The organism is Allobosea sp. UNC402CLCol (assembly GCF_000745475.1).
GTDB classification, from domain to species: domain Bacteria; phylum Pseudomonadota; class Alphaproteobacteria; order Rhizobiales; family Beijerinckiaceae; genus Allobosea; species Allobosea spartocytisi.
Map to the genome: position 1 here is coordinate 251,750 of NZ_KN050692.1, position 16,444 is coordinate 268,193.

Genomic DNA, 16,444 nt, shown 5'->3' on the forward strand with positions numbered 1-16,444 from the left:
CGGTTTTCCGCATTTCCCCGTGGGTGATCAGATCGTCAGGCGCTCTGAGTTTCAGGCGCTTTTGCGTGCCGCTCGCTGGGCGAGAAACGCCTCCATCATCCGCGCCGGCTCGCCGGTGGCGTAGGCTTCGCGCTGGGTGCGGATGCCGGCGGCCAGGCACTCGCGGAAGCTCGCCTCGGTCACCTCGCGGAAGCGCGCCTTGTTGAGCCGCATGGCGACGGGCGCCTTGGCGGCGAGCTCTTCCGCCAGGGCGAGCGAGGCTTCCATGACCTTCTCCTTCGGCACGATCCGGTTGATCAGGCCGATGCGGAAGCTTTCCTCGGCATCCATCATCCGGCCCGTCAGGGTGAGGTCGATGGTGCGGGCGATGCCGATCATCTCCTTCATGATCCAGGGACCGGTCACCGAGGCGATGCCGGAATTGATCTCGGGCTGGCCCATGGTGACGCCGTCATGGCCGATGCGCAGGTCGCAGAGCAGCGCGACCTGGAAGGCCGAGCCCGCCGCGACCCCGTTCAGCGCCGCGATCAGCGGCTTCGAGAGCGAACGGATGCGGTCATAGAGACGCTCCCATTCATGCATCCAGGCCTCGGCGCGGTCCGGATCGAAGGTCTTGGTCTCGTTGAGGTCCTGGCCGGCGCCGAAGGCGCGGTCGCCTGCCCCGGTGAGGATGATGGCGCGCACCGCCTCGTTCGCCTCCAGCTCGTCGAAGCATTCGACGAGCCGCGCGCGCATCGGCGCGTTCCAGGCATTGAGAACCTGCGGGCGGTTGAGGGTCACGATGCCGACAGCACCGCGCACCTCGATCAGAACTGAATCCTTCATACCGCCCTCCGATGGCTATTTATCACAATGCGATAAATTCTATTGAACATTCTGCGCGAATGGCCCAGCTTGTCAAGGCAGCCGGCCACGGCCATTGATCGAGCGAGGAGAGCAGGTCCGATGACGATGCCCGAGACGCGACAAAACGGCCGCAAGAGCGCGGCACCGCCAGCCGACCGGCCGGGGCGCAAGGACGATGCGCTGATGGTCAATTCAGTCGAGAAGGCATTCCGGGTGCTGTCCGCCTTCGGCCGCCAGCACCAGACGCTCAACCTGTCGCAGGTGGCGTCCGAGACCGGCATGGATGTCAGCGCCGCGCAGCGCTTCACCCACACCCTCACCAGGCTCGGCTATCTCCACAAGGATGCGCAGACCAAGCGCTTCGAGCTGACCGCGAAGACGCTCGATCTCGGCTACCATTTCGTGCGCAGCAGCCGCCTGCTCGACCGGGCGATGCCCTATCTGATGCATCTGAGCAAGGAGACCGAGGAGACGGTCAACCTGACGGTGCGGGACGGCACGGAGATCATCTTCGTCTCGCGCTTTCTCAGCCGGCATGTGCTGAACACCGACGTCATCATCGGCACGCGGATGCCCGCCTATTGCACGGCGCCGGGCATTGCGATGCTGTCGCGCCTGCCGGAAGAAGAGGCGATGGCGATCATCGACGCTTCGGACCTCAAGGCGCACACCCCCGCGACGACATGGCAGAGCGACGCGCTGCGCGAGAAGCTGCGCCAGGCCGCGGCTCAGGGCTACGCCACGGCCTTCGAGGAGGTCTATATCGGCGACGCCTCGATCGCCGCGCCGATCGTCGACCATCACGGCCGGCCCGAGGCGGCCGTCAACATCGCCACGTCGACCTCGCGCTTCAGCCATGCCGAGGTGGTCCAGCGCTTTTCCTCGCTCGTCATCGCCACCGCGCACGCCATTTCGCGGGTCTGATCTGCGAGCGCGCTGCTCAAGCGTGCGGCTCGCTTGACAAGCCGCTTTGCGCTTTATCAAATTACACGAATAGTTATCGTATAGAGATAAAATCCAGAGAGTGCGCATGGAGCCTCCGAAAGCCCAGTTCCGCCGCGTGGCTGTCCGTACCGGGCAACTGGCGACACTCAGCTTCGATGGCGCACCCATTCGCGCGACAGCGGGCGACAGCGTTCTCGCTGCGCTCCTGGAAAACGGCGCCCTGCTCCGCCGCCTCGAATTCGGCGGCGAGCCGCGCGCCGGCTTCTGCCTGATGGGTGCCTGCCAGGATTGCTGGGTCTGGAGTGCGGCAGGCGGCCGGATCAGGGCCTGCACCACGCCCGTCGCCGACGGGATGGCGCTGTTCACCGAGCCGCAGCCTCCGATCGACAGCCAGCCCATGGACCGCAATCATGGCTGACATCGTCATCGTCGGCGCCGGCCCGGCCGGCATCGGCGCAGCCGAAGTGCTTTGCGCGGAGGGCCTGAAGCCCGTCCTCATCGACGAAGGCACTCGGGCCGGCGGCCAGGGCTATCGCCGGCCGGCGGAGAATCTCGCCCTCGACATGAACAGGTTGATGGGGTCGGAGGCGACGAAATACGCTTCGCTCCACCGGCGCTTCCAAGCCCTGCTGCCGCGCATCGACTATCGCCCCGGCACGTTGGTCTGGGCGATCGATGGCAACACGCTGCATCTGCTGCGCGACGGGCGGGCGGAGACGCTCGCCTTCGACAAGCTCCTGATCGCCACGGGGGCGATGGACCGCATCGCACCGCTGCCCGGCTGGACCCTGCCCGGCGTGTTCACGCTCGGCGGCGCGCAGGCCGTTCTGAAGGATCAAGGCTGCCTGATCGGGAACCGCGTCGCGTTTCTCGGCTCCTCGCCGCTATTGGCGCTGGCCGCCAAGCAATATCGCGACATGGGCGCCGAGATCGCGGTGATCGCCGATACGACGCCGTTCGCCACCAAAGCGGCGGCAACGCCTGCGCTGCTGCGGGCGCCGCGCACGCTGTTCCGGGGGCTCTGGTATATGGGCGCCTCGCTGCGGGCTGGAACCGAGATGCTGCACGGGGTGACGCCCGTCGCGGTCGAAGGGAGCACCCATGTCGAGGCGCTGGTCCTGCGCGACGCCCGGGGCCGCGAGCGCCGCTTCGCATGCGACGCGGTGGCGCTCGGCTATGGGCTGAAGCCGGAGACGCAGCTTGCGGACCTCGCCGGGGCCGCCTTTGTCTATGACGCCGACTTCAGGCTGTTCCTGCCCAGGATCGACGGCATGGGCCGGGCGCGGCCGGGGCTCTATCTCGCCGGCGACGGTGTGCGGATCGGCGGCGCCGATGCCGCCGAGGCCAGCGGCGCGCTCGCTGCACATGCGATCCTCGCCGATCTCGGCCGACCCCAGGACATCGAGGCTACGAGAGCACTGGCCCGGCAGGTCCAGCGGCTGCGCGGCTTCCAGCGCGGGCTGGCGCGCGCCTTCGCCTGGCCGAAGGCGCAGATCGCCGCCTTGCCGGATGCGGTGACGCTCTGCCGCTGCGAAAACGTGACGGTCGGCGAAGTCCGCGCCGCGATGGCGAAGGAGCTCGGCCCGGTCGAGGTCAACCGGGTCAAGGCGATGACGCGCTGCGGGATGGGCCGTTGCCAGGGCCGCGTCTGCGGCCCCGCCTTGCAGGAGATCGTCGCGGCAAAGGCCGGGAGCGACGCCGCCGCCGGGCGGTTGCGCGGCCAGGCCCCGGTCAAGCCGATCGCACTCGCGGCAGCCGGGGACAGCGCATGAGCGGCCGCACCACGGATGTCGCCATCGTCGGCGGCGGGCTGATCGGCGCCTGGACCGCCTTCTTCCTCGCCCGGCGCGGCCAGCGCGTCACCCTGATCGAGAAAGGCGTCGTCGGCGCGCAGTCGAGCGGCGTCAATTTCGGCAATCTGCGCCTTCAGGGGCGCTTTCCCGGCCAGTATCCGCTGTCGCTGCGGTCGCAGGCACTCTGGGAGGATTTCGACGCGCTGATCGGCGAGGATTGCGAGTTCGAGCAGACCGGGCACCTCTATCTCGCCTATGACGAAGAGGAGCACGCTAGGCTCGAAGGCTACGCCAAGGTTTCCGAATCCTACGGCCTCGCCATCGAGCGCGTCGGCCCCGCCGATCTCAGGCGGCGCTGGCCCTGGCTCGGCGAGCGGGCCGTCGCCGCGACCTTCTCGGCCCGCGACGCCACCGCCAATCCGCGCCTCGTCACGCCCGCCGTGGCCCGCGCCGCCGCGCGGCTCGGCGTCGATATCCGCGAGAACACGCGCGTCGCCGCGGTCGATCGTTCGGGAGACGGCTTCACGCTGACCCTGGCGGATGGAGCCACACTGAGCTGCGGCACGCTCGTCAACAGCGCCGGCGCCTGGGCGCTGGAGATCGCCGAGCGCTTCGGCGAGACGGCTCCGGTCTTCCCCGCCGGCCCGCCGCAATTCGTGACTGAGCCGTTTCCCTACCTGATCGGCCCGTCCGTGCAGGCCATCGACGGCTCGGTGATCTTCCGCCAGATCCCGCGCGGCAACATCATCCTCGCCGGCTATCCGCGCACGGCGGCCGATGCGCAGGCCAACCGAGCGCCGGTGCCCCCTCTGAAGACGCTGGCGGCGATGAAGGCGCTCGCGCGCGTCGCGCCGATACTGGCGCAGTGCCATGTCATCCGCGTCTGGTCCGGCATCGAGGCCTATCTGCCCGACATGATCCCGGTCATCGGTCCGAGCGAGACGACGCCCGGGCTCTTCCACGCCTTCGGCTTCTGCGGCCACGGCTTCCAGATCGGGCCCGGCGTGGGCCTATGCCTCAGCGAGATGATCCTCGACGGGGCGACGCCGACGCCGCTGGAGCCGTTCGCGATCGGGCGTTTCCGTTCGGCCACGACCGTGAGCGAGAAGTTCCGCAAGGAATTCGATTGAAAGCGTCCAGCGCCGGCCGATCCGGCCGGCGCTGGACGGGACAGGTCTTGCCCCTACCCCGTCATCATCTTCGGCAGCGCCGTGACGATCTGCGGGAACAGCGTGATCAGCACCAGCAGCAGCATCAGCACGAAGAAATAGGGGATCGCCGCCTTCGTGACCGTCAGGATGTCCTTTCCGGTGATGCTCTGCAGCACGAAGAGGTTGAAGCCCACCGGCGGGGTGATCTGCGCCGCCTCGATCAGGATCACCACGAAGATGCCGAACCAGAGCAGGTCGATGCCGGCCGCCTGCACCATCGGCAGCATCACGGACGAGGTCAGCACGATGATCGAGATGCCTTCGAGGAAGCAGCCGAGGATCAGCATGAAGACCGCGAGCATCGCCAGCAGCGCATAGGGCGACAGATGCATGGCATCGACCCAGCCCGCCAGCGAGCGGGGAATATCGACGAAGGCGACGGCGATGGTCAGGCAGGCGGCGCAGGCGATGATGAAGGAGATCATGCAGGAGGTCCGCATGGCCGCCATCAGCCCGTCCATGAAGCTCGCGCGCGTCAGACCGCCGCCGACCGCCGCCAGGATCAGCGCCCCGATCACGCCGATGGTCGCGGCCTCGGTCGGCGTGGCGATACCGCCATAGATCGAGCCGACGACCGAGCCGATCAGCAGCGCCACGGGGATCAGCCGGCGCGAGCGGTAGACCTTCTCCAGGAACGGCACCGCCGGCTCGGCCGGCGGCATCTTCTCAGGGTTGAGCAGGCTCCAGATCGCCGTATAGCCCATGAACAGCGCCATCAGCAGGATGCCGGGCAGCACGCCGGCGATGAACAGCCGGGCAATCGAGACCTCCGCCGTGACGCCATAGACGATCATGATGATCGAGGGTGGGATCAGCAGGCCGAGCGTGCCGGAGCCGGCGAGCGTGCCGATGGTCATGTTGAGCGGGTAGTTCCGCTTCTCCAGCTCGGGCACGCTGATGCGGCCGATCGTGGCGCAGGTCACGGCAGAGGAGCCGGCGACCGCCGCCATGATGCCGCAGCCGAGCACGTTGACATGGAGCAGCCGGCCCGGCAGCCGTGACACCCAGGGCGCCAGCCCCTGGAACATGTCGGCCGACAATTTCGAGCGGAACAGGATCTCGCCCATCCAGATGAAGAGCGGCAGCGAGGTCAGCGCCCAGCCCCAGCTCGAATCCCAGAGCGTCGAGGCGATCAACGAGCCCATCGGCGCGGTGGTGAAGAGCCCCATCATCACCATGCCGACGGTCAGGAGCGAGAGCGCCACCCAGACCCCGCTGGCGAGCAGCAGGAGCAGGGTCCCGGCGAGGACCAGCGAGGCGAGAACGATCGTATCCATCATTGGCCCCTATGCCACCGGCCGGTCGAGCTCGACCTCATCGGGCGTCTCGTAACGATGCTCGCCGCCGCCGATGAGCCAGAAGAGTTCGTCGATGAAGGCAATCGCGAGCGCCGTCACGCCCACCGCGACGCCGGCCTGCGGAATCCAGAAGGGCATGGCGAGCAGGCCCGGGCTGACATCGTTGAATTCGCGCGATTGCAGCGCCAGCGCCGCGACATGCCAGGCGAGGAACGACACCACGACCGCGCCGAGCAGGCAGTTGAAAAGCTCGACGCCGCGTCGCCAGCGCTTGGGGAGCCGGTCGACGATCAGGTTGATGCGCACATGCGCGCCGCGCCGGAAGGTATGGGCGAGGCCGAAGAAGGTCGACGCCGCCAGGCACAGGCCCGCAGCCTCGGTGGCGTCGAGCGTGACGCCACGCATGCGACCGACGATCTGCGTGACGATGGCCAGCCCGATGCCGACCAGGAAGGCCGCGGCAAGATAGCCGCATGCCTCATAGAACTTCTCCAGAACTCCACGTATCACCGGTCACTCCGCTGGCCATGGTTTATGTGAAAGGGCGGCGTGCGGAAGGCCGGTTAGTTGAGGCTCTTCTGGTAGGTCTCGTAGACGGCCTTTTCCTCGGCGCTGGCCGTGGCCAGCCAGTCGGCCACCATGCCCTTGCCCGCGGCCTCGATGGCGTCGAGAACATCCTTCGGCGACTGGGCGATCGTCACGCCGTGGCTCTTGAGCACGGCCTCACGCTCCTCGCCCGCCTTCCGGGAAAGCTCCCAGCCACGCTTCGTCGCGGCCTCGCCGGCTTCCAGCACCACCTTCTGCGTCGCCGGGTCGAGCTGGCGGAAGGCGCGCTCATTGACGAGGATCGCGTTCTTGTTGTGCATCGTGCCGGTATAGGTGAAGTGCTTGACGTAATCCCAGATCTGCACGTCGGTTCCGGTCTGGGCGCTGGTCCAGAGCGACTGGATCATGCCGGTCGAGAAGGCCTGCGGCACCTCGGCGAAGGGCAGGATCAGCGCCTCCATGCCGAGCTTCTCGCCCATGATCTGGGTCTGCTTGGAATAGATGCGCAGCTTCTGGCCCTTGAGGTCGGCAAGCCCCGTCAGCGGCGCCTTCGTGTAGAAGCCCTGGCCCGGCCAGGCGACGTAGCTGATGGCGCGCATGCCGGCCTTCTTGAACATGGCGTCGAAGAACGGCGCCTGAGCCTCAGTCAGCTTGGTCGCCTGCTCGTAATTGCTCGCGACGCCGGGAATGTTGTCGAGATTGTACATCGCGCCTTCGTTGCCATAGACGCCGAGGCGGATCTCGCCGATCTGGATCTGGCCGGACTGGACGGAGCGCTTGACCGCATCGAGTTTGATCAGGCTGTCGTTGGAGCGCAGGTCGATCTTGAGCTTGCCGCCGCTCTTCTCCTCGATCTCCTTGATCATCTGCCGGATGTTCTGGGTGAAGAAGCTGCTCTCCGGATAGCCCGAGGCCATGGTCCAGTTGGTCTGGGCAGCGGCAGGAGCGGCGAGCCCGATGCTCAGGGCAAGGGCGGCGGAGGCGATCAAAGCTGTACGGTTCATGGTTCCCCTCGTTCTTGTCGCGCTGCGGAGAGACCGTGCGCGTTTAGGAGCCGGAGCCGTGCCGAAGCCCGATTGACGGCCAAGGGTCAGTCCATCGCGTTATCGCGATAGCATCCAATTGAATTTATCTGTTGTTGCGATAGATTTTGTTTATCGGCCCGCAAAGCGGCCCAAAAATTGCTTGTCTGAAGGTGTGGGAGCCGATGCCGAACTGGACGCTGAAGCAGCTCGAAAGCTTCGTCTGGGTCGCGAAGCTCGGCAGCTTCCGGGCGACGGCGGAGCGCCTGAATACGACGCAGCCGAATATCTCGGTGCGCATCTCCCAGCTCGAATCCGTCCTCGGCGTGCGGTTGTTCCACCGCGACTCCGGCTCGGTCGCGCTGACACCGATCGGGCATTCGCTGCTGGGGCAGGCCGAGCGGGTGCTGCAAGCGTCCGAGGAATTCTCGCAGCAATCGATCCGCTCGGACCAGCAGGTCGGCGTCCTCAGGCTCGGCGTCGCCGAGCTCATCGCCCAGACCTGGCTGCGCGACTATCTGCTCGACCTGCGACAGGTCTTCCCCAATGTCGATGTCGAACTCAGGGTCGATCTGACGATCAACCTGCGCGAGGAGCTGGTTTCGCGGTCGCTCGACCTATGCCTGCTGAACGGCCCGATCTCCAACTTCAACATCAGCAATGTCGATCTCGGTTCCGTGCCCTATCTCTGGGTCGCCTCGCCTCGGCTTGGGCTCAGCGGTTCCGACCTTGCGACGATGGCCTCGCATACGATCCTGACCCATGCGCGCAATACGCGCCATTTCGTCGAGCTCTCGGCGCATTTCCGCGACAACTGGGAGAGGCCGGTTCGGATCGTGCCGTCGAGCAGCCTCGCCGCCAGCCTGCAGATGACTCTCGACGGGCTGGGCATCGCACCGATGTCGCGGACGCTGGTGGAAAAGTACCTGGACGCCGGAGAGCTCGTTGAATTCCCCTATGAATGGAAGCCCAGCCCTCTGATTTTCACGGCATCATATGCCCACACGCCGGCCAGCTTCCTGCTCAAGCGAGCGGCCGAGCTGGCGGGGGAGCGGGCCGCGCAACAGCATCGCGGCAACATCGTCGAGCCGATGACACAATAGCCCGGCGGCAGCGTGCAGAAGCGTTGTGTCGATAAACATTCTCTATCGAATAGTATTGAAAATAATAATTCGACGACATCGACGCCGCGTTCCATCCTCCGTCTCTCGAACAACGGAGGCGCGTAAGCCATGTCCATTCTCGGGGCCCGCCTGGGCGTCGATATCGGGGGAACCTTTACGGATGTCGTGCTTGAGCAGGGCGGACAACGGTTCTCGACCAAGGTTCTGACGACCTATGCCGCGCCCGAGGATGCGATCATCGAGGGCATGCACCGGGTCTGCGCCAAGGCCGGCATCGCAGCCTCCGCCATCGGGCAGATCATCCATGGCACGACGCTGGCGACCAATGCGCTGATCGAGCGGCGCGGCGCCAAGACCGCGCTCATCACGACCGAGGGTTTTCGCGACGTCATCGAGATGCGGACCGAGAGCCGCTTCGAGCAATACGACCTCAACCTGACGCTGCCGGAACCGCTGCTGCCGCGCAACCGCCGCTACACGGTCAAGGAGCGCATGGATGCGCGCGGCAAGGTCCTGATCCCGCTCGATCGCGCCACCGTCGAAACCCTGGTCGATGAACTGCGCGAGGCCGGCTACGAGAGCGTCGCGGTCGGCCTGCTGCATTCCTATGTCAACGGCGCGCATGAACGCCTGATCCAGGAGGTTCTGGCCGAACGCCTGCCGGGCGCGATGGTCTCGCTCTCCTCGGAAGTCTCGCCGCAGATGCGGGAATACGAGCGCTTCAACACGACGATCGCCAACGCCTATATCAAGCCGCTGATGAAGAGCTATCTCGTCCGGCTGAAGGGAAGGCTCGCGGCCGAGGGCGCCTCCTGCCCGATCTTCCTGATGCATTCGGGCGGCGGCATCATCTCGCTGGAAAGCGCCTCGGAATTCCCCGTGCGCCTCGTCGAATCCGGCCCGGCGGGCGGCGCGGTCTTCGCCGCCGACATCGCCGCGCGGCACGGACTGAAGAAGGTGCTCTCCTTCGACATGGGCGGCACCACCGCGAAGATCTGCCTGATCAAGAACTACACCCCGAAAACCGCCCGCGTCTTCGAGGTCGCCCGGACCTATCGCTTCAAGAAGGGCTCGGGCATGCCGATCTCGATTCCCGTGATCGACATGGTCGAGATCGGCGCCGGCGGCGGCAGCCTCGCCCATGTCGACTCGATGAACCAGATCCGCGTCGGGCCGGAAAGCGCGGGCTCGGAGCCCGGCCCCGCCTGCTACGGCCGCGGCGGAAAGCGCCCGGCCGTGACCGATGCCGACGTCATCCTCGGCAAGATCGACCCGGACAATTTCGCGGCCGGCACGATCCCGCTCTTCGCCGACCAGTCGGCCGCAGCGCTGACGGGCGAGATCGGCGGCAGGCTCGGTATGGACGCCTTGGAAAGTGCCTGGGGCGTCGCCGAAGTCGTCGACGAGAACATGGCCAATGCCGCCCGTGTCCACGCCGTCGAGAACGGCGAGGACCTGTCGGAATACACAATGATCGCCTTCGGCGGCGCGGCTCCGCTCCATGCCGGCCGGCTCTGTGAGAAGCTCGGCATCGCCCGCTGCCTCGTGCCGCCCGGCGCCGGTGTCGGCTCGGCCATCGGCTTCCTCAGGGCACCGTTCAGCTTCGAGGCTAACCGCACCCTGTTCATGCGGCTCGCCCAGTTCGACACGAGCCGCGTCACGAAGCTCTTCGACGAGATGGAGGAAGAGGCGACGCGGGTGGTGCGCTCCTGCGGCTGGTCGGGCGCGATCGAGGCCGAGTACAAGATCTACATGCGCTATGCCGGCCAGGGCTGGGAAATTCCGGTCACGCTGACGCCGGAGGAAGCCCGCGCCGCCGATCCCGCCGTCATCCTCAAGCGCTTCGAGCACGAATACGCCAATCTCTTCGGCCGCACCGTGAAGGGCCTCGCCGCCGAGATCACCGTCTGGTCGGTCAATGCCCATACGCCGCAGGAAGCGGTTACCCCGGTTGCGGCGGTCTCTCAGATGCGCGACGCGCCGGCCGAAGGCAGCCGCTCCGTCTTCGATGCCGGGCTCGGCCGCCGGGTGGAAGCGCAAGCCCATAGCCGCGACGCCCTGCCGGCCGGCAGCCGGATCGCAGGCCCCGGCATCGTCACCGAGGACGAGACCACCATCGTCCTGCCCTCGAGCCGCTTCGCCGTCACGCTGAACGACGGCTGCATCGACATCCGCCTCACCGAAGCCGCACCCGCCGCTGCCGTCGCCGCGCGGAAGGAGCCCGCCCATGTCTGAGATCTCGAAGGTCGCCTATCAGGTCATGTGGAACCGCCTGATCTCGGTCGTCGAGGAGCAGGCGCAAGCGCTGATCCGCACCTCCTTCTCGACCTCGGTGCGCGAGGCCGGCGATCTTTCGGCCGGCGTCTATAACGAGAAGGGCGAGATGCTGGCGCAGGCAGTGACCGGCACGCCCGGCCACGTCAACGCCATGGCCGATGCCGTCGCCCATTTCATCCGCCGGATCGGGCGCGAGAACATCGCCGAGGGCGACGTCTACATCACCAACAATCCCTGGGAGGGCACCGGCCATCTGCACGACATCACTGTCGTCAGCCCCTCCTTCCACAAGGGCCGCCATGTCGGCTTCTTCGCCTGCACGGCGCATATCGTCGACATCGGCGGGCGCGGCTTCGGTGCCGACGCCAACTCGGTCTACGAAGAGGGATTGCACATCCCGATCATGAAGTTCGTCGACCGCGGCACGGTCAACGAGACACTGGTCACGATCATCCGCGGCAATGTCCGCGAGCCCGACCAGCTCGTCGGCGACATCTACGCGCTTGCGACCTGCAACGAGATCGGCCATCGCCGACTGGTCGACATGATGGTCGAGTTCAAGCTTGCCGACCTCGCCGGCATCTCCGATTTCATCCTCACGAATTCCCGCCAGGCGACGCTCGACAAGATCGCCGCCCTGCCCCGCGGTGAAGCGGAAGGTCATATGCGGATCGACGGCTATAGCCGGCCGATCGACCTCAAGGTGAAGATCTCGATCGAGCCGGACGGCGTGCTCTGCGACTGGGCCGGCACCTCCGGCGTCGACAAGAACGGCATCAACGTGCCGCTGGTCTATACGAAGGCCTATACCTGCTATGCGCTGAAATGCGCGATCGCGCCCGAAATCCCGAACAATGCGGCCTCGCTGGAGCCGTTCCGCATCACGGCGCCGGAGCACACCATCGTCAACGCGGTCTGGCCGGCGCCGGTGGCGCTGCGTCACATCATCGGCCACATGGTGCCGGACACGATCTACGACGCTCTCGACAAGCTGCTGCCCGGCCTGGTGCCCGCCGAGGGCGCCGGCAGCCTCTGCAACTTCCAGGTCTCGCTCCGGCCGCGCAGCGACGGCCCCTGGCCGGCCGACGCCGTGCGGGCCGAGGTTCTGACCTTCAACTCCGGCGGCTCGGGCGCACGGCCGGCGCTCGACGGCATGAACGCCACCGCCTTTCCCTCGGGCGTGATGACGATGCCGGTCGAGGCGACCGAGCAGGTCGGCCCGGTGATCGTCTGGCGCAAGGAACTCCGGCCCGATTCCGGCGGCGCCGGCCAGCATCGCGGCGGCCTCGGTCAGCATATGGAAGTCGGCGCCTGGGAAGGCTACGAATTCGACATCCAGGCGATGTTCGATCGTGTGCACCATCCGGCCCGCGGCCGGCGCGGCGGCGGCGGCGGCGCGCCGACGACGATCGCGCTCGACGACGGCACCGCGATGAAGGGCAAGGGCAAGCAGTTCGTGCCGCATGGCCGCAAGGTCGTCATGGCCTTCCCAGGCGGTGCCGGCTACGGCGCGCCTGCAGAGCGGGGGCAAGCCAGCATCGAGCGTGACCTGGCGCTGGGCTACATCTCGGCCGATGCCGCCCGCGTCGATTATGGCCTGACCGAGGGCCGCGCGGCGGATGTCCTTGCGACATCGCGCCGTGGTGAACTGCCTCGCTAGAGCATGCGCGATCCGATCAGGTTGGTTCAGCCTGATCGGACCCGGCTTCAGGCCCGCTCGGGTAACGCTCCGGCGGGATGGTCTCCACCTTCTTCATGAAAGCCGAGCGATGAAACTGCCTTCCAACAGATTCCTGGCGTCGATCCGCAGCGGGCAGCCGCAGATCGGGCTTTGGCTCAGCCTTGCCAGCGGGTACGCGACCGAGGCCGTCGCAGGCGCCGGCTTCGACTGGCTCCTGATCGATACCGAGCATTCGCCCAACGACCTCAGCTCCGTCCTGACCCAGCTTCAGGTTCTCGCCGCTCATCCGGTGACCCCGATCGTGCGCCCGGACTGGAACGACCCGGTCCTCGTCAAGCGACTGCTCGATATCGGGGCGCCCGGCCTGCTCTTCCCGATGGTCCAGTCGCCCGAGGAGGCTGCGCGAGCCGTCGCAGCAACGCGCTACCCGCCGCACGGCATCCGCGGCGTCAGCGGCTGCACCCGCGCCAATGGCTTCGCGCGCATGAGCGACTATTTCAGCCGGATCGAGGAAGAAACGGCCGTGCTCGTCCAGGTCGAGACACGGGCGGCGATCGCGCAGGCGCTGGAGACCGGGCGCGTCGAGGGCGTCGACGGCGTCTTCTTCGGGCCCGCCGACATCGCCGCCGATATCGGCCTGCTGGGGAAGCCGAGCGATCCGGCGGTCTGGGATGTCATCCGCCCAGCCGCGCGGAAACTGATCGAGGCCGGCATCCCGGTCGGCACCCTCGTATTCGATCCCGCCTTCGCAAGGAGCCTCGTCGCCGAGGGCTTCTCCTTCGTCGCCTGCGGATCGGACGCCGTGCTCCTGGCCCGTGGTGCCGACAGCCTTTCAAGGACGATGAGAGGCTGAGCTCCAGCTCGCCTCGCCTTCTCACATGACCTTGCCACGGCGAGGTCGTCGCCTGATGGCGCCAGTCGGATCGCCGGCCTTATCGGGCCGGCACCGTCGGTCGAGATCGCCAATTTTTGGAGCTTGCTCCATTCGAGCGTGCTCCAACATGACTTCCCGGTCGAGCCCGGAACGACCGGGCGGCGGCGCTCGAGATCGGCAAGCCCGCTCGCCGACGCGATGAGCCCTCCTCCGCGCAAGCCGACGATTCTCACTTCTTGGGCTCGGAGGGGCGGCGGTCGGACGACCAGACGAGCTTCAAAGTCGGCGTTTTGCTCTCTGTGGGCTGTTTCGTCAGGCGGCGCCTCTTGCGGGCCAGCGCCAAGCGCGAAATGAAACGAAGATGATTCCGTGGATCCTGCATCATGTGCCCCGGGTGATCTGGTTTGTTTCGATTTGGCCGGCACAGGCGTAGCGAGACAACAAACCGCAAGATCGAGGCCAGCACCTCATTCGATCGATGGAGGCAAGCGGGAAGCCGGATTCAACAGAGTCATAGCCCGATCGACACCGCCGTGATCCGCGACGTCGATACCTATCGACCAGCGGACGGGGCGACGCTCGGACAGAATAAATCGAAGAGAGAAGGGTAAGGGCCGCGCGCAAGACGATGCGACAAGCGGCAGGGTTCCCGAGTTAAACCCTTGATTTAAATGGCGCGGGCGACGGGGCTCGAACCCGCGACCTCCGGCGTGACAGGCCGGCTAAATATGAGGTGAGCGCTCAATCATTCGGAAATCCGTTCCACGGATGTCCCGCCCGATTTCCGATTCTTCCGAACCGTTCGCCCCTCTCCCCGAGGAGTGCTCGCCATGGGTGAGCGGGACTGGACCATTCTGGACGACGAGGCATTCGTCAGGATCGCGGAACAGCAGATTTGGCTCTCCGCCTTCGCCTCCAACAATCCTCGCGCACCGGTACATAAAGAGGCCGATGCCGCCTATGACGAAGCCGAGCGCAGGCAGAAGCCTTGGCTGTATCAGCGCGCCTGGAACAAAGCCTCCCGCTCCTGCGGCTACGAGCCCAGCTAGGAGGAAGTTGCGCGCGCCCTCGCCCCCACCCCCACCGGGGAGGCCTCCGATGTCTGAGGGGCTCAGGGTGCTTGTCGCCTGCGAATTCAGCGGCACGGTTCGCCGGGCCTTCGCCGCGCGCGGGCATGATGCGTGGTCGTGCGACCTCCTGCCGGCGGAAGCCCGCGCCCCCGTTGGAACGCCTGGACGGCCGCCTTCGTCTTCGGCCCTGGCTTCCCGTCAACGACAAGCGAATAGCCGAGCGCGACCAGCGCCCGCTGAACTGCGGTCGTGTCCATGAAGTGCTCCGGATGTGAAAAAGCCGCCTCAGAGGGCGGCGAAAAGGCGTAGGGCGGCTCGCTCCCAGGACAACAAGAGACGGGACGCAACGCGCACCGCTTGCCAGACAACCGCCGCGTGTGCGATGCCCACATGATGCTAACCACCGAGGGCGCCATGCTCGCGAAGACCGCCGACGTTGTCTCGATCGACTTCGAAAGCATGGACGAGTGGCGTGCCTGGGCAGCGGCCAATAGCTACCGCATGCGCGACGAAGCGCTCGCCGAGGTCCGGTCGCACGGACAAGCGAACGGCGTCATCGAACCCCTTACCGGACGGACATTCACGGCCGAACAGATCGAATGGAACCCGGAGAACATGCGCGAGTCCGGCGCCGCGGCCGGACTGATCTCTCGTCACCGCGCGACACTGTTGGCCATCGCTGAGTGCCTGCCGGATATCAACAAATACGAGACGAAGATTTATGGCGCCGAAGCGCTGACGGAGTTCGCGCTTGCTCTCCGCTCGATCTATCCGAAGTTCATCGGCTCTGAATACGCCATCAACGAGCACGTCACCCGATGGCTTTATCCGATCCCGAGCGAAGACCTGACCGCCCTCTCATTCGGTGACGAGACGTTTGACCTCGTCACGACGAACGAGGTTCTAGAGCACGTCCCTTCCATCGACGCGGCGTTGGCCGAGATCAAGCGCGTGCTCAAACCTGGCGGGTGGCACGTCGGAACCTGCCCGTTCGTCTACGGCCAGCAAGAGTCGATCGTGAAAGCTCGGCTCGACGCGAACGGTGCCATCATCGAGATGATGAAACCGGAATATCACGGCAACCCGATGAGTGAAAAAGGCTCGCTCGTGTTTGAGTTGCCGGGATGGGACATCCTGAGCAGGGCAAAGGCAGCGGGCTTCTCCCGCGCCTTCTGGAAATACCTTCGCTCGGCCTCTTACGGCATTGCTGCCAACGACACCGGCGGCGTCTTTGTGCTCTGCCTGCGGCGCTGAGACGGTCGGCTCCCCAACAGATAGATTGCCGGGTTAATTGCTATTGCTGCGAAAAGTAGTACTCCCCATCGGGCTTTACGGCATGATCCAGAGTTTCAACGCGTCTAACTGGATCGTTATAGCGTTGCTCGGGACAGTTCTTGGCGATCCGAAGCAGCGATCCTGCATCGCACGACTGTTGTACGATAGGCTGCCAGTCTAAGCTGCGCGGATATCTTTAACTGCCCGCGCCACTAGGCAAATCTCGACCGCGTCACGCCCCTTTAACCGTGGCCTCGTGTCCTTGCTACAGCGCCTCGATTGTGCCGCCACCAGTGAGCCGCATGTCTTCGAACATGCCAAAAGAGCCATCGCCGCGCTGAATGCTCATATTCTGGCTTCCGCCCGTGATGATGCCTTGAAACATCTGGCTTTGGAGGCCTGCGGTGAATAGTACGCACGTGCTGCGCTTCGGGCAAAACGGCAGGGCCACATTCGCCCACAGGGTGGCAGAACCCATCTGT

15 protein-coding genes are annotated in these 16,444 nt (G+C 66.0%); 10 read left to right on the forward strand and 5 right to left on the reverse strand.

The genetic code is table 11. The annotated features are described in order from the left end of the window. Positions 1-51: 51 nt before the first annotated feature. On the reverse strand, positions 52-825 hold the full coding sequence (locus tag GY40_RS23700) for an enoyl-CoA hydratase/isomerase family protein (protein WP_038367755.1): 774 nt from the start codon (positions 823-825) through the stop codon (positions 52-54). Between the two features lie 120 nt (positions 826-945). Between GY40_RS23700 and GY40_RS23705 the strand changes: the two genes are divergently transcribed. The 4 genes from GY40_RS23705 to GY40_RS23720 all read left to right on the forward strand — a co-directional run bounded on the left by GY40_RS23705 (position 946) and on the right by GY40_RS23720 (position 4,714). Further along, complete coding sequence (locus GY40_RS23705) at positions 946-1,770, forward strand: IclR family transcriptional regulator (RefSeq protein WP_349236415.1); 825 nt, start codon at positions 946-948, stop codon at positions 1,768-1,770. 106 nt (positions 1,771-1,876) lie between these two features. Then, complete coding sequence (locus GY40_RS23710) at positions 1,877-2,209, forward strand: (2Fe-2S)-binding protein (protein WP_051988454.1); 333 nt, start codon at positions 1,877-1,879, stop codon at positions 2,207-2,209. Beyond that, positions 2,202-3,563: an FAD/NAD(P)-dependent oxidoreductase gene (locus GY40_RS23715; protein WP_038367759.1), complete on the forward strand. Its 1,362-nt coding sequence runs from the start codon at positions 2,202-2,204 to the stop codon at positions 3,561-3,563. The genes GY40_RS23710 and GY40_RS23715 overlap by 8 nt, the downstream gene beginning before the upstream one ends. Continuing rightward, positions 3,560-4,714: an NAD(P)/FAD-dependent oxidoreductase gene (locus tag GY40_RS23720; protein WP_038367761.1), complete on the forward strand. Its 1,155-nt coding sequence runs from the start codon at positions 3,560-3,562 to the stop codon at positions 4,712-4,714. Before GY40_RS23715 ends, GY40_RS23720 begins: the two co-directional genes overlap by 4 nt. A gap of 53 nt (positions 4,715-4,767) precedes the next feature. Here GY40_RS23720 and GY40_RS23725 read toward each other — a convergent pair whose 3' ends face one another. From GY40_RS23725 to GY40_RS23735, 3 genes are read right to left on the reverse strand one after another with little or no spacing between them, the layout of a single operon-like run. Beyond that, entirely contained in the window at positions 4,768-6,075 is a 1,308-nt protein-coding gene (locus tag GY40_RS23725; RefSeq protein ID WP_211200308.1) for a TRAP transporter large permease, read from the reverse strand. A gap of 6 nt (positions 6,076-6,081) precedes the next feature. Next, a complete protein-coding gene (locus tag GY40_RS23730) occupies positions 6,082-6,603 on the reverse strand; it encodes a TRAP transporter small permease (RefSeq protein ID WP_051988455.1) in 522 nt (173 codons plus the stop codon). Positions 6,604-6,656: 53 nt separating this feature from the next. Beyond that, positions 6,657-7,643, reverse strand: a complete 987-nt coding sequence (locus GY40_RS23735) for a TRAP transporter substrate-binding protein (protein WP_038367764.1) — start codon at positions 7,641-7,643, stop codon at positions 6,657-6,659. A gap of 203 nt (positions 7,644-7,846) precedes the next feature. Between GY40_RS23735 and GY40_RS23740 the strand changes: the two genes are divergently transcribed. From GY40_RS23740 to GY40_RS26765, 6 genes are all read left to right on the forward strand, one after another. After that, a complete protein-coding gene (locus GY40_RS23740) occupies positions 7,847-8,764 on the forward strand; it encodes a LysR family transcriptional regulator (protein WP_038367766.1) in 918 nt (305 codons plus the stop codon). A gap of 129 nt (positions 8,765-8,893) precedes the next feature. Continuing rightward, a complete protein-coding gene (locus GY40_RS23745; RefSeq protein WP_051988456.1) occupies positions 8,894-11,020 on the forward strand; it encodes a hydantoinase/oxoprolinase family protein in 2,127 nt (708 codons plus the stop codon). Beyond that, positions 11,013-12,722, forward strand: coding sequence for a hydantoinase B/oxoprolinase family protein (locus GY40_RS23750; RefSeq protein WP_197062807.1), 1,710 nt, complete (start codon positions 11,013-11,015; stop codon positions 12,720-12,722). Before GY40_RS23745 ends, GY40_RS23750 begins: the two co-directional genes overlap by 8 nt. A 109-nt stretch (positions 12,723-12,831) precedes the next feature. Beyond that, positions 12,832-13,596: an HpcH/HpaI aldolase family protein gene (locus tag GY40_RS23755; RefSeq protein ID WP_038367769.1), complete on the forward strand. Its 765-nt coding sequence runs from the start codon at positions 12,832-12,834 to the stop codon at positions 13,594-13,596. Positions 13,597-14,447: 851 nt separating this feature from the next. Beyond that, complete coding sequence (locus GY40_RS23760; RefSeq protein ID WP_038367771.1) at positions 14,448-14,666, forward strand: hypothetical protein; 219 nt, start codon at positions 14,448-14,450, stop codon at positions 14,664-14,666. A gap of 435 nt (positions 14,667-15,101) precedes the next feature. Beyond that, a complete protein-coding gene (locus GY40_RS26765; RefSeq protein WP_197062808.1) occupies positions 15,102-15,941 on the forward strand; it encodes a class I SAM-dependent methyltransferase in 840 nt (279 codons plus the stop codon). Between the two features lie 286 nt (positions 15,942-16,227). Here GY40_RS26765 and GY40_RS23770 read toward each other — a convergent pair whose 3' ends face one another. After that, positions 16,228-16,440 (reverse strand): hypothetical protein, encoded by a 213-nt coding sequence (locus GY40_RS23770; protein ID WP_156116054.1) that lies wholly within the window; start codon positions 16,438-16,440, stop codon positions 16,228-16,230. Positions 16,441-16,444 lie beyond the last annotated feature (4 nt).

Coding starts and splice junctions, on each gene's coding strand:
- GY40_RS23700 (WP_038367755.1), bottom strand. CDS start 825: ATGAAGGATTCAGTTCTGATCGAGGTGCGCGGTGCTGTCGGCATCGTG.
- GY40_RS23705 (WP_349236415.1), top strand. CDS start 946: ATGACGATGCCCGAGACGCGACAAAACGGCCGCAAGAGCGCGGCACCG.
- GY40_RS23710 (WP_051988454.1), top strand. CDS start 1,877: ATGGAGCCTCCGAAAGCCCAGTTCCGCCGCGTGGCTGTCCGTACCGGG.
- GY40_RS23715 (WP_038367759.1), top strand. CDS start 2,202: ATGGCTGACATCGTCATCGTCGGCGCCGGCCCGGCCGGCATCGGCGCA.
- GY40_RS23720 (WP_038367761.1), top strand. CDS start 3,560: ATGAGCGGCCGCACCACGGATGTCGCCATCGTCGGCGGCGGGCTGATC.
- GY40_RS23725 (WP_211200308.1), bottom strand. CDS start 6,075: ATGATGGATACGATCGTTCTCGCCTCGCTGGTCCTCGCCGGGACCCTG.
- GY40_RS23735 (WP_038367764.1), bottom strand. CDS start 7,643: ATGAACCGTACAGCTTTGATCGCCTCCGCCGCCCTTGCCCTGAGCATC.
- GY40_RS23740 (WP_038367766.1), top strand. CDS start 7,847: ATGCCGAACTGGACGCTGAAGCAGCTCGAAAGCTTCGTCTGGGTCGCG.
- GY40_RS23745 (WP_051988456.1), top strand. CDS start 8,894: ATGTCCATTCTCGGGGCCCGCCTGGGCGTCGATATCGGGGGAACCTTT.
- GY40_RS23750 (WP_197062807.1), top strand. CDS start 11,013: ATGTCTGAGATCTCGAAGGTCGCCTATCAGGTCATGTGGAACCGCCTG.
- GY40_RS23755 (WP_038367769.1), top strand. CDS start 12,832: ATGAAACTGCCTTCCAACAGATTCCTGGCGTCGATCCGCAGCGGGCAG.
- GY40_RS23760 (WP_038367771.1), top strand. CDS start 14,448: ATGGGTGAGCGGGACTGGACCATTCTGGACGACGAGGCATTCGTCAGG.
- GY40_RS26765 (WP_197062808.1), top strand. CDS start 15,102: ATGCTCGCGAAGACCGCCGACGTTGTCTCGATCGACTTCGAAAGCATG.
- GY40_RS23770 (WP_156116054.1), bottom strand. CDS start 16,440: ATGGGTTCTGCCACCCTGTGGGCGAATGTGGCCCTGCCGTTTTGCCCG.